The organism is Serratia sp. 2723 (assembly GCF_050434425.1).
Classification (GTDB): Bacteria; Pseudomonadota; Gammaproteobacteria; order Enterobacterales; family Enterobacteriaceae; genus Chania.
Genome location: NZ_JBNDIN010000007.1, coordinates 281,922 through 294,752, shown reverse-complemented (window position 1 = coordinate 294,752; position 12,831 = coordinate 281,922). Strand labels below are relative to the sequence as shown.

General features: G+C 52.6%; 13 protein-coding genes. 3 read left to right on the top strand and 10 right to left on the bottom strand.

What is annotated here, in order from left to right; translation table 11 throughout:
- From ABIE29_RS13650 to ABIE29_RS13625, 6 genes are all read right to left on the bottom strand, one after another.
- Positions 1-342 (bottom strand): transposase domain-containing protein (locus tag ABIE29_RS13650; protein ID WP_429619299.1); only part of this gene is annotated, 342 nt, incomplete at its 3' end.
- Positions 343-445: 103 nt separating this feature from the next.
- A complete protein-coding gene (gene mtr / locus ABIE29_RS13645; protein ID WP_429619298.1) occupies positions 446-1,690 on the bottom strand; it encodes a tryptophan permease in 1,245 nt (414 codons plus the stop codon).
- Between the two features lie 459 nt (positions 1,691-2,149).
- Positions 2,150-2,443: a DUF1240 domain-containing protein gene (locus tag ABIE29_RS13640; protein ID WP_429619314.1), complete on the bottom strand. Its 294-nt coding sequence runs from the start codon at positions 2,441-2,443 to the stop codon at positions 2,150-2,152.
- A gap of 166 nt (positions 2,444-2,609) precedes the next feature.
- Entirely contained in the window at positions 2,610-3,089 is a 480-nt protein-coding gene (locus ABIE29_RS13635; protein WP_429619297.1) for an Hcp family type VI secretion system effector, read from the bottom strand.
- A 25-nt stretch (positions 3,090-3,114) separates the two neighbouring features.
- A complete protein-coding gene (locus ABIE29_RS13630; protein WP_429619296.1) occupies positions 3,115-3,510 on the bottom strand; it encodes a DUF1240 domain-containing protein in 396 nt (131 codons plus the stop codon).
- 2 nt (positions 3,511-3,512) lie between these two features.
- Positions 3,513-4,466, bottom strand: coding sequence for a hypothetical protein (locus ABIE29_RS13625; RefSeq protein WP_429619295.1), 954 nt, complete (start codon positions 4,464-4,466; stop codon positions 3,513-3,515).
- 146 nt (positions 4,467-4,612) lie between these two features.
- On the opposite strand from ABIE29_RS13625, the gene ABIE29_RS13620 reads away from it, so the two are divergent.
- Positions 4,613-4,867, top strand: a complete 255-nt coding sequence (locus tag ABIE29_RS13620) for a YkgJ family cysteine cluster protein (RefSeq protein ID WP_429619294.1) — start codon at positions 4,613-4,615, stop codon at positions 4,865-4,867.
- Here the strand turns inward: ABIE29_RS13620 and ABIE29_RS13615 are convergent.
- From ABIE29_RS13615 to ABIE29_RS13600, 4 genes are all read right to left on the bottom strand, one after another.
- Positions 4,831-6,042 (bottom strand): sugar efflux transporter, encoded by a 1,212-nt coding sequence (locus tag ABIE29_RS13615; protein ID WP_429619293.1) that lies wholly within the window; start codon positions 6,040-6,042, stop codon positions 4,831-4,833. The genes ABIE29_RS13620 and ABIE29_RS13615 overlap by 37 nt on opposite strands.
- Positions 6,043-6,203: 161 nt before the next feature.
- On the bottom strand, positions 6,204-8,684 hold the full coding sequence (torA, locus tag ABIE29_RS13610; protein WP_429619292.1) for a trimethylamine-N-oxide reductase TorA: 2,481 nt from the start codon (positions 8,682-8,684) through the stop codon (positions 6,204-6,206).
- A 12-nt stretch (positions 8,685-8,696) separates the two neighbouring features.
- Positions 8,697-9,857, bottom strand: coding sequence for a NapC/NirT family cytochrome c (locus ABIE29_RS13605; RefSeq protein ID WP_429619291.1), 1,161 nt, complete (start codon positions 9,855-9,857; stop codon positions 8,697-8,699).
- Positions 9,858-10,084: 227 nt separating this feature from the next.
- Positions 10,085-10,546, bottom strand: coding sequence for a nucleotide triphosphate diphosphatase NUDT15 (locus tag ABIE29_RS13600; protein WP_429619290.1), 462 nt, complete (start codon positions 10,544-10,546; stop codon positions 10,085-10,087).
- 209 nt (positions 10,547-10,755) lie between these two features.
- On the opposite strand from ABIE29_RS13600, the gene fruB reads away from it, so the two are divergent.
- Positions 10,756-11,889, top strand: a complete 1,134-nt coding sequence (fruB, locus tag ABIE29_RS13595; protein ID WP_429619289.1) for a fused PTS fructose transporter subunit IIA/HPr protein — start codon at positions 10,756-10,758, stop codon at positions 11,887-11,889.
- Positions 11,886-12,824, top strand: a complete 939-nt coding sequence (gene fruK / locus ABIE29_RS13590; protein WP_429619288.1) for a 1-phosphofructokinase — start codon at positions 11,886-11,888, stop codon at positions 12,822-12,824. Before fruB ends, fruK begins: the two co-directional genes overlap by 4 nt.
- Positions 12,825-12,831 lie beyond the last annotated feature (7 nt).

Here is a 12,831-nt window from a genome sequence, read left to right as displayed (position 1 = left end):
GTGCCAACGCTGTTGCGTGAGGGAGAACAACTCCCGGATGGCATCTTCGCCCAGTTTTTTGCGGCGGGCGATCACTGAACTGGGGGCAGTAAACGTTCTGCCGGTGCGATCGACGATATCCATCAGATTGACGATATGAGAGAGGGGTTTGTTGTTGAATATGGCCATACCGATAACCAGCCAGACCATGGACTCAAGGGGAAGCTTGCGTTTACGCAGTGTCACTGTATCCGTAAGGGAAAAGGCTTGCTGAATAAGGTCTGGGGGAAGAAGGTCGGCAAGACTTTGAACTTCATCGGGTGCAGTAAGATTAATAATGCCGAGGGCTTGTGAGAGTTCCATTTAAAAAGGGTCCATGATGAACATGAACCCTTTTTACACCAGCCACCGGATCGGTCAACCGATCCTTAAACGATCGGCATTAGGTCGTGGCCGCCCTTGAGGCTTATTTAAACACCGGCAGCAGATCTAATAGCGTTAACACGTGGGCCACGGCGTTAATCACCCCAAACAGAATGATGAACAGGATCATGCCTTGGCCGCCGGGAGCACGGTAGCTGGCCTGTGGGAAACGGCGGCGGCTGGCGCGTGCCATCATGGCAGGGACGATCACTGCCCAAATGGTGGCGGCCAGGCCAGCAAAGCCGATGGCGTACAGGAAACCGTTCGGGAACAGTAACGCGGCCAGGGTTGGCGGCACGAAGGTCACCAGTGCCGATTTGGTGCGGCCAGCCTGGTTATCCTTGAACTTGAAGAAGTCGGCGAGAAAATCAAACAGCCCCAGCGACACCCCCAGGAATGAACTGGCCAGCGCCATATAAGAGAAGGCGTTAAGCAGTTGGCCAACCGCATAGCTACTGGAAACATTACCCATCTGCTTGAGCAGGCTGCCGATGTTGCCCCCTTCGGCGATCACCTGCTTGAAGGCATCACGGGCGATGTTGCCCTGGATCACATACTGCCACAGGATATAGATCGCCAGCGCCAGCAAGGTACCGTATACCAGGCTGCGCACCACGGCACCGCTGTCTTTTTGATAATACTTCACCAGGCCAGGTACGTTGCCGTGGTAGCCGAACGAGGTCAGCAGGTAAGGCAATGCCGCCAGCGCATAGGGCAGGTAGTTGGCATCGCTGTCACCCTGGTTGAACAACACGGCAGGCTGCACGTGGGTGAACATATCACCGACAGATAACACAAAGGTGATCACCATACCGCCGATCAGAATGGTGCTCAGGCGATCCACGGCGCGGGTGGATAACCAGACTATAAAGGCCACGACGATGGCAAACACCAATCCGGACAGGGTTTGGTTAGCCCCGAAGACGCCTTCCAACGTATGGGAGATGATCGAGCCACCCGCCGAGATATAGGCATAGGTCAGAATGTAGAGCACGAAGGTGATCGACAGGCCGTTAAGGGTATTCCAGCCTTTGCCAAGCAGGTCTTTGACCACGGTATGGAAGCTGGCACCCGCCGGATAATTCATGGTGGCCTCCAGGATCATCAGCCCGGAGATCAGCATACAGAACCAGGTATAAATCAGCAGCGCCACGGAGCCGCTGAACCACACGCCAGAAGTGACGATAGGGATAGAGAACATACCTGCACCGACGGCGGTGCCGGCAATGATCATCGCGCCACCGAGTACGGAAGGGCGGGAAAGCTTCTGGATGGTGTCCGCAGACATTATTGCTCCTGAATGGCCGTTGGCCTTGAGTTCTTTTGTACTAGCTTAATGGTACGTGCGCGATGTGTGCATGTAAAGCGGATATTTGGGGGATTGGTGCAATTTTCAGCGCTTAGGGCGTTATTCTGGTGGTTTTCCCCTCACCCCAGCCCTCTCCCATGGGGAGAGGGGGCTGCAATAGCGTTGTGGTCAGGGGCAGAAGTCTGTCTGCGGCATGCTTGGTGATTCTCCCAAAGGGTAATAACGGCGCTGTAGTCAGGTGCTGGAGTTTATCAGTGGCACATTAAAATTTGCCCTATGCGAGATGAAGTTATTGCGGTGCCGAGGCCAGTTACTGACGTTAATTTGTAGCACATTCAGTCCCCTCTCCCTGTGGGAGAGGGTTAGGGTGAGGGGCGTCACTTTACGTATCCTGATGTATTTTTTTGTCTAATTGGCGGGTATAGCGGGAAATGCCACTTATCTACAAAGTGATAAATCTTTCACATAAGTCGTTGGTGACTGCCATGATATTTTGTCACACGTTAAATAACCTTTATTCTTAAGCTTATGATCTACATAAAAAGAAATAGGTAAACTGATAGCAAATGATAAGAACATTAGATAAACCAAATATCGAGTGATTGCTTTGTCGTATTTTGGGCGCTTATTGAGAATGAAAAAGTATATGCCACTAAGCGTGGCATACAATAGTAGTGGGCTGGAAAAGAAAACCATAAGAACAGGTGCGGAAAAGGTTATCTCATCATCCATTAATACTAATGATACTACATATTGATAGGTTAGTAATGCTGCGAATGAGCATAGTATAAAGAGCACTGTTGCTAGCAATAATTTAAAGTAATTATTATTCATAATGATATTAATGTTGACATATTTAATAAATAGCCGCCGGAAAATCTGGTGGCTATTCACTAAATCAATAAACTCTCTCATCCCATATACTATAGCCCGACGTCCCTGAAATATTGTGCTGCCAATCAATGCTTGTGTAGGATAATGAAATGATCTCGTAGGGTTGACCATCATTTTGTGTAAGTGCATTTGGGCAGTGTTGGGCGATGTCTGAGATATAAGCATCCTTAAGCTTTATAGTATAAAAAACTTCTAGAGTCCCAGCCGGATTAACACGATACATATACAATACAATTTGTAATTTTTCATTATTTGATATTGCCATTCCAAGCAAGGGCGATGATTTGTCAATCGGCTTGGTTATTCTGACTGGCTGGTGGGATACATTTTGCAGTCTGGATATATTATGATCGAAAGCAAGAATGTAAACTTGATCCTCATGTCCTTTTTGACATCTATTGCCGATGGAGTCAAGAGTCGAGCAACCAGCAGATATCAAACCTTGTTTAATACCGTTGATACTTGCATAAATCAAATTAGCCATAAGTCCCTCTATGTTATAGTAAACATCATTTGCAAAGTGATAAATCTTTCACATACGTCGTTGGTGACATCCAAGAAATTTTGTCACAGGTCAAGTAGCCATCATGGCTAAGCTTGTAGCTCACATATAGAGATATAGGTAAGCCAAAGATTAATGATGCCAAAGCTAATCTAGTTAAGTATCTAACAACTAGCATATTATGTTTTGGGAGGCGGTCAAAAATAAAGAAAAAAACAGAACCAGATAAAGCATAAAGTATTAGAGGTATTGCAAAAAAGCTCATAAATACAGAGGTTGAAAATGTTATTTCATCCTTCATTAATATTAGTGAAATAGCGTAACTATAAATCAATAGCGATAAGCAAATGAATATAATCAGCAATGCTGACGCTCCTAGTATTTTCCAAAGTCTATTTTTCACACTCACCTTCTTAATCCATTGAGAATGTACTGAAAGTTTGCCTCTGGTGTTCGTGGCTTTACTTTTATCTTTTCTTTTAATAGTGCTATTAACTTAGTGCTTATTCCAAAGTGTTTATCAATAACATCTAAACCGGCAACAGCAATAAAACCAACAAAAAAAACTATTAAAGCGACAGCAATAATACTACCACCCACAACTGCTGTTGTAGTAAGCAGTACACCTACTGAATAAGATACCACGGAACTAATGGCAAGTTTAGCCATATCCAGAGTTATGTTTCCGATAAAGTCTGCTAGGGTGTAATCATCTTTAAAGATACTTTCGATAATTCGATATCCAACAGAAAAAAGAATACAAAATCTTACGCCCCTGACTATTCCGGCATTAATGCCTTGCTGTCCTATACCCATCGCTAACATTTGCGGATGGTTAGCCGAATATCGTGTTCCGGTTATTGTTCGTCTCAGTCCCGCATAGCCGGATATGTGAATAAGATTCACTCCATTTGCCCCAGTGAACACTGTGGCAGTTATTCCTATTCTCTTGAATTCAATGATGACATCATATAACCCACGCGCATCATTTATATTGCCTGCATAAGTAGAAACAGGATCTGTCACTTTAAATACAGAGGAGAGGACATTTTTGGGTTCAATACCTCTGGCGAACGCATCGCCACGGCTGGTACTTTGTTGCTCAAAGCCCCGAGCGAACGCTTCACCACGGCCCAGACCTGGGTTTCCAGGGCGGCGAGAGTCGATATCTTCAAGGATACTTTTTGCTTCCGCAATCGTGAGAACGACGTGATATTGCGTGTTATCGCTTAATGCTTTCTCTAAGCCGATAGAGTCAAGAAACTCATGTTGGGGTTTTAGCTGGTTGATCCCGACATTACCCTTCAGGAAATCCCCCATGTAGCCTTCCCAACTTGGGTTGAAATTTTTATCTGACATGAGCTCACTCCATTGATAGTTCTAAGCTTTCCACTCCATTGAAAAATAAACTCTAGCACTATTGGTAAGCATTGTGAATGAGTATAACTTAATGCGGCGTTCTGCTATTGTCTCAGCCACATAATCAGCCCCCCATAGGATCGCAGATGGACTGCCGTGCCGACTGTGGTGCCTGCTGTATCGCACCTTCGATTTCCAGCCCGATCCCGGGTATGCCCAACGGCAAACCGGCCAATACCCGCTGCATCCATCTGGACCCGCAACTGCGCTGCGGGCTATTTCATTCGCCGCTGCGGCCCAAAGTCTGCGGCAGCCTGCAGGCCAGCCGTGAAATGTGTCACGATCGCCGTGATGAGGCGCTGATCTATCTTGCCAAGTTGGAGGCGGATACCGCGCCTTGAGTGTCCTTCAGCCGCCACAGGCATAGCGCCGCACCCAGCACCATCGCCAACGCAAAGTAAAATACCGCGTGATAACTCCACATTTCAGCCACGACCCCGGCGATTGAACCGGCAATAATCCAGCCAACGCGGGTGGTATTGGTAAACAGTGTGGTCGCCGCCCCGGCCTGGCCTGGCATCAGATCCTGGAAATAGAGCATACCAATCCCCGCCAGCACCCCGATAAACAGCGCATTCAGCAGTTGCAGGGCGATCAGTTGCCAGGTACCGGTAATAAACAGTAGCCCGGCATAGAACAGCACCCCGGCAATCACCGCACAGCGCATCAGGAAGCGCTTGCCAAAGCGTTGGGCCACCATGCCTGCGAGCAGCATGGTCGGGATTTCCAGCCCGGCAGCGGTACCCATCAGTATTCCCGCCAGTTTTTCCGGTAACTGCAGCTCTCGCACCATGTACAGTGGCATATTGATCAAATACATACTGTTGGCCGTCCACATTAACGTGCAGGCCATAAACAGCAATAACGTATCCCGGCGGTTCTGGCGTGGCGCTTCCAGCGTCGCCCCGCCGGTACTCTGCACTTTTGGCATGGAGGGCAACATCTTCCATACCAGCGCGCCGCAGAGAATAAAGGCGGCGGCGGCGGCCAGATACATCACCTTAAAACCAAACCCCAAGGCCAGTGCAAAGGCGATCGGTGGGCCAATCACCCAGGCCAGAGAAACCTGAGCACGCAGGATAGAGCTGAACATCACCGTTCCCCGGCCGGTGTGCTCGGCATGTTCCCGTGCCAGGGCAAACATCTGCGGGTTGGCGGTCGAGCCAAAGCTGCTCAGCAGCACGCCGACGAACAGCAGCAGGTAATAGTTACGGTTCCAGGCGAACAGCGCACAAGCCAAGGCACCCAACATGCAGCAGAGAAAGATCAGCGATTTGCGATCGCCCCTTTTATCCGATCGGCTGGCCAGAAACTGGCTGACCAAAATGCCGATCACCGCGCTGCCGGTAAAGAACAGCCCGACCATCGTTGGCCGTACGTTCACTTCGCTGGAGAGGAACAGACTCAGCGTGGGCGTCTGTAAGGCACCGGCAATCCCGGTGAGAAAAGCCACCACCAGAAATGCCAACGAAGTTAAATCGGGCCAGCGTCGTGTCGCCGCAGTTGAAGTACGCATAAGCTGAATGAATAGCCAAAGAGAGGGGAGACGCGCGCATAATACGCTCGTTTAAAAAAAACAAAAACCGGTTTCAATCAAGGAATGGGTGAATAGATTTTATCTGTCGGCAGGAAAAGAGCAGGGTGATGTCACCATCACCCTGCGCTGGTGGCTAGCGGTTATGCGCCAGCAGGAACGTCGTGCGCGGTATTCTTCAGCACTTCGCCCTGATATTTCTCAATTTCCAATTGCGCCATCTGGCCACAGTTGCCCTGTGCCAGGCTGGATGAGCCGATATCGAAAGTCAGGCAGTTGACGTTGCCGTTCTTACAGATCGACCCTGGCGTTGACGGATCGGCCGGATCGTACCAGGCACCTTCGCTGATCCGCACCGCACCTGGGCGCACATCTTCACTGACAATAGCGCCAACCAGGATCTGCCCACGGTCGTTAAACGCCCGTACCAGGTCGCCGTTGGTGATGTTGCGCGATTTGGCATCCTCTGGATGGATCAAGATCGCTTCACGGTCGGCCACCGCATACTTCTTACGCAATGGCGTGTTGTCGAGCTGTGAGTGCAGGCGGTTGGTTGGGTGCGCGGTATTCAGCGACAGCGGGTATTTGGCTGCCTCTGGGCCACGGTACCATTCATGCGGCGGCATCCAGGTCGGAATACCTTTACAATCCAGATACTCCATCTTCGAGATGGCATCGGAATAGATCTCAATCTTGCCGGAAGGCGTCCCCAACGGATTAAGCAGCGGGTTTTCACGATAATCGGCGAAACGTACCCACTGTTTGTTTTCCTGCGGGATCGGGAAACGAATGTAGTTGTTCGACTCCCAGAACATGTCAAACGGCGGCAGGGCAACGCGGGCGGCGCGGGCCTGCAACTTCATGTCGTCGTACATGCCTTTCAGCCACTGGGTTTCGTCTTTGCCTTCGGTAAAGGCATCCAGTACGCCCAGCTTGGCGGCCAGAGCGGCGAAGATATCGAAGTCATTGCGTGACTCATGCTGCGGCGGCACGCACTGATGCATCGGGAAGACGTACAGCTGCGAGTAGTCGCCGCCCATCTCCAGATCGTTACGCTCATAGCTGGTGGTTGCAGGCAGCACGATATCCGCATGCTTGGCGGTGGCCGTCCAGTACGGTTCGTTCACCACGATGGTTTCCGGCCGCTGCCAGGCTTTGACCAGATTGTTGGTGTCCTGATGCTGGTGGAAGGTATTACCCCCGGCCACGTACACCATCTTCACGTCTGGGTAGGTGACATCGGTCCCATTGAAGTGAATGGTCTTGCCTGGGTTGGTCAGGCACTCGGCGATACGTGCCACCGGGATTGGCGTTGGTGAATTTTTTGGTGCATTCCCCGCAGAGATACCGGAGAGGATGCCGCCTTTGGCCGTTGGGCTGCCGCCGGAAGAGTAGTGATAGCTGAAGCCGAAGCCGCCGCCCGGCAGGCCGATCTGGCCAAGCATGGCTGCCACGGTCACCAGTAACCAGTGCTGCTGCTCACCGTGATGCTGACGCTGGATCCCCCAGCCGCCCATGATCATGGTGCGCTGTTTCGCCATATCGCGCGCCAACTGGCGCAGTACTTCGGCATCGACGCCGCTGATATCGGCAGCCCACTCGGCCGTTTTCGGCGTGCCGTCGGTTTCACCCAGCAGATAGGCCTGGAACTTGTCGAAGCCCACGGTGTAGGTTTTCAGGAAGTCCGGGTTATGCAGCTTTTCGGTCAGCAGGGTGTGGGCGATACCGATCAGCATCGCGCTGTCGGTGTACGGACGCGGAGCGATCCACTGTGCGCCGACATATTTGGCACTGTCGCTGTGCACCGGATCGATGCTGATGATGCGGGTGCCTTTCTTCTTCAGCGCCTCAAAGCCGGTCTGGCCGACGTGGTCGGGTACGTTCCAGCTGTTTTTCAGCGTAACCATCGGGTTACAGCCCCACAGGATCACCAGTTGGCTGTTGTCGATGACGTTTGGCCAGGCGGTTTGCTGTTCGTAAACCTCCATTGACCCCATCACGTGCGACATGATCACCTGTGCAGCACCGGTAGAATAGTCACCGGCGTAGCCAAGGAAGCCGCCGCTCAGGTTCATCAGGCGTTGCAGCAGGGTACGGCTGTTGTGCAGCATGCCCACGCTTTTCCAGCCGTAAGAACCGGCATAGATCGACTGCGGGCCGTGATCTTTTTGCAAACGGACGATTTCGTTACCGACCAGATCAATCGCTTTTTCCCAGCTGACGCGCACCCATTCATCGTTGCCGCGCAGCTCGGTGCGGCTGCCAGGGCCGCCTTCCAACCAGCTTTTACGTACCATTGGGTATTTGATACGGTTTTCCGCATGGACCTGGTGGGGGGCCATGGTGATCAGATCGTTCGGGTAAGGATCGTCTTTGACCGGCAACACGCCGACCATTTTTCCGTCTTGCACGATGGCTTCAAATGCGCCCCAGTGCGCGCCGGTCAGGATGCCCTTTTGCGCCTGGCGTAAGGCCACGAACTGTGGCAATGCCTGGCTGATGGCTTCCGCCAACGCTGATTTAGGCCACAGACCCGCAAATAGAGGCACGGCGGCCAGGGCGCTGGCACCGGTCAGGAAACGACGGCGGCTCATGGCTAATGGTTGTTGTTGGTACTTGCTCATTTCGCTTCTCCCTTAACTTTTGGCCGGTGTGGCAGGTTGCATATCGCTGGCATGTTTCTGAACGTACTGCGTCAGAACGCGCAGTTGTTCTTGCGACAGCGAGGTGCGAGGAGCCATACCTTTAATCACGCCGATCCACTGGTTGGCGTTGAAGCGATCAAGGGCGGTCAGGCCGTGGCAGCCGGTACAGTTGGCGGACATCATATCGGCGGTGTAACGCCAGATTTTCTGCTGATCGTCGATCAGTTGCTTACGTGGCAACCAGACCTGCAATGAAACCTGATGCCAGACCAGGCCGGTTTCGGCATCGGTCATGGTGCTGCCGGTTTTCAGCAGTTTGCGCGCGTCCTCGCCCAACAGGACGCTGAGGATACGTTTACCTTGCGCAGCGTAGAAGACTTCGCTGACGCCATCCTGTTGCCAGCCGCTGACGTCTACCAGCACCTTGTCACCTTCCTGCTTCACGACGTGAACTTCGGTGGAAGGCATCAGGTTACCGGCATTATGCGTATCGTCGGCTTTCAGGAAGAACGGTTCGGTGGCGATGGTGAACAGCGTGGTTGCGGTTGGCGAGGTTTCGGCCGCGGCTTTCGCCAGTTCGGCAGCGCCAGCCTGAGCGGCACCGCTCATATCCGGCAGGATATGCGCAACGCCCTTATGGCAGTCGATACAGGTTTCGCCTTGCTTGATGGCCACCGGGTGCTGAATACGGGCTTCAGGACGCTGAGCGGTAATATCCATGGCATCGAAGCTATGGCAAGAACGGCAGGTGGCCGAATCGCTTTCTTTCAGCGTTTTCCAGACCGATTGTGCCATGGCCAGCTTATGGGCTTCGTATTTTTCCGGGGTGTCGATTTTGCCGGTCATTTCGCCGTAAATGTCTTTCACCGCGCGGATCTTGGTCCACAGGTAATCGAGCGGCTCATGAGGGACATGGCAATCGGCGCATTCAGCGCGGATCCCCTTGGCGTTCTGGAAGTGAACGCTGCCTTGATATTCGGCCAGAGGTTGTTGCATGGTGTGGCAGGAGACACAGAAGGCGGTATCACTGGTTTTATGGAAGACCGTTGCGGTCCCCGCCAGCAGTGCGGCACCGAGAATAATCCCGATCACCAAAATCCAAAGCCATCCCCACCGGCGTCGCTTTTCAAAGCCAGCTTGTTTTTTGCTCATATTGAACCCACTTATAGTTATGATATACCAAGGAAAAACTTGCCAAAAAAGGTTTCGACACCAGGTCAGAAACATCCGGATAAGTATAGGTATCTTCGCAAAATAAACCTAATACCTTAGGGGTATTTACAGTGAAAAATAGAGTGATTGAGCAATAAAATAGCGTTATATTTTAATTTATATAGCGATATTGTTGGATGAGCAGAGGAGAATTGGAGATAATAACATCACAATACAGGCAGATACGCCTGTTGGCTCAACCATAGGTGGATCGCTGTTCTGCTCGCTTCAAAATGGGGCTCCGGCAGATCGTCCGGGGAACACCAACGCCATTCGGCACATTTTTCTGGCTCTCTCAGTTCGACTTCACCAGCTGTATGCTGAACCAGCATACAGATCGACACCGTATGTTTTCCCTCTGCACGCCAGGTTTGCAGATTATTGCTGATGCCAATAAAGGTTGGTGGAGCTATCTGCAACCCGGTCTCTTCGGCGATTTCGCGTTGGGCACATTGTTCAAAGGTTTCCCCTGCCTCCAGATGCCCCCCAGGGATCGACCAAAAAGGGGCATGGTTGCTGCAGCGTTTCCCCAGCAGGATATGCCCTTGAGCGTTAACGATAATGACCCCGATACCGGTGGCAACCATGTTGTTATCTTCCTTCAGCACTGTTTCAGCACAGTATGCCATTTTCCCCTGTGCATGGGGGCTTTAGCCAGAAAAGTGTGCGTAAGGTCAAAAAACTATCACACCGAGATCGAGAAAACTTGCTTTCGGTGATAGCTGCTCACACACTCATTGAAACGTTTCAGCGTCATCGATGGCCTGGTTAGGCAATGGGTGACGCTCCTTTTTCTTAACTTGGCTGAAACGATTCAATTCGGCAGGAGAGGAGAACCATGTTCCAGTTGTCACAGCAAGATATTCACCTGGGCGCTGCGGCTAGCGGCAAACAGGAAGCCATCAGGCAGGTAGCGACAGCGCTTACCTCTGCCGGATGCGTCAGCGCCGCCTATGTTGACGGCATGCTGCAGCGTGAGCTGCAAACGTCCACCTATTTGGGCAACGGCATCGCTATTCCCCATGGCACTACCGATACCCGCGATCTGGTGTTGAACACTGGTGTACAGGTATTTCAGTTTCCACAGGGCATCGAATGGGGCGAAGGCCAGACGGCCTATGTGGTGATCGGTATTGCCGCGCGTTCCGATGAACATCTGGCGTTACTGCGTCAGCTCACGCACGTGCTCAGTGATGACAGCGTCGCCGAACAGCTGGCAAAAACGACTTCAGCCGAAGAGCTGCGCAGCCTGCTGATGGGTGAGAAGCTGGCGGCTGAATTCAAGTTTGATGTCTCACTGATTGCTGTTGACGTGGCAGCCGATTCGCTGATGACGCTGCAAGCTCTGAACGCGGGCCGTCTGCAAAAAATCGGGGCGGTTAACGCCCAGTTTGTCAGCGATGTGATCACCCGTAAGCCGCTGAATCTGGGGCAGGGGATCTGGCTGAGCGACAGCACTGAAGGCAACCTGACCAGCGCCGCCACCGTCAGCCGCCCGGCACAGGCGTTTGAGGAAGAGGGCGAAAAGGTTGCGCTGTTGCTGACCGTCGCCGTCGCCGATCAACAGCCGCTGACGGTGCTGAACTACTTAAGCGATCTGTTAGTGAGCCAAAAAGCTGAACGCTTGCTGAACGCCGATGCTGTGGGCGTGCTGGCGTTACTGTCCAGCGAAGTTGCCGAAGAGAGCGTGGTGCTGAGTGCAGAATACATGGTACGCAACGAGCATGGCCTGCACGCCCGTCCGGGCACTGCGCTGGTCAACGTAATCAAACAGTTCTCCAGTGAAATTACCGTTACCAATCTCGACGGCAGCGGTAAACCGGCGAACGGTCGCAGCCTGATGAAGGTTGTGGCACTGGGAGTGAAAAAAGGTCATCACCTGCGCTTTACCGCCAGTGGTGACGATGCTGAAGCGGCGCTGAAAGCCATCGGCGAAGCAATCAGTGAAGGTCTTGGCGAGGGTGCAGCATGAGCAGAAGAGTCGCAACCATAACCCTGAATCCGGCTTACGATCTGGTGGGCTTTTGTCCGGAGATCGAACGGGGTGAGGTTAACCTGGTAAAAACCGCCGGTCTCCATGCCGCGGGTAAAGGGATCAACGTTGCCAAAGTACTGAAAGATTTAGGTATCGACGTCACCGTTGGGGGGTTCCTGGGTAAAGACAACCAGGATGGTTTCCAACTGCTGTTCAGCGATTTGGGGATTGCCAACCGTTTTCAGGTGGTCCCTGGGCGTACACGTATCAACGTCAAGCTGACGGAAAAAGACGGTGAAGTGACCGATTTCAACTTCTCCGGTTTTGAAGTGACGCCGCAGGATTGGGAACGTTTTGTGGTGGATTCCCTGAGCTGGCTGGGCCAGTTCGACATGGTGGCGGTCAGCGGTAGCTTGCCTGCCGGGGTTGCCCCTGAAGCCTTCACCGAGTGGATGACCCGCCTGCGTGCACAGTGTCCGTGCATCATTTTTGACAGCAGCCGTGAAGCGCTGGTGGCTGGGCTGAAAGCCTCGCCGTGGTTGGTAAAACCTAACCGTCGTGAACTGGAAATCTGGGCAGGCAAACCTTTGCCTAAGTTGGAGGATGTGGTGGAAGCCGCTCACGCCCTGCGTGAACAGGGCATTGCCCACGTAGTGATCTCACTGGGTGCCGAAGGCGCGCTGTGGGTTAACGCCTCGGGTGCCTGGATCGCCAAACCGCCAGCTTGTGAAGTGGTCAGCACCGTGGGTGCCGGTGATTCCATGGTCGGCGGCCTGATCTACGGCCTGCTGATGCGTGAATCCAGCGAACATACCTTGCGCTTGGCCACTGCCGTGGCTGCCTTGGCAGTGAGCCAGAGCAACGTTGGCATCACCGATCGCCCGCAGTTGGCCGCGATGATGGCGCGTGTCGATCTGAAACCCTTTAATTAACCGCAGG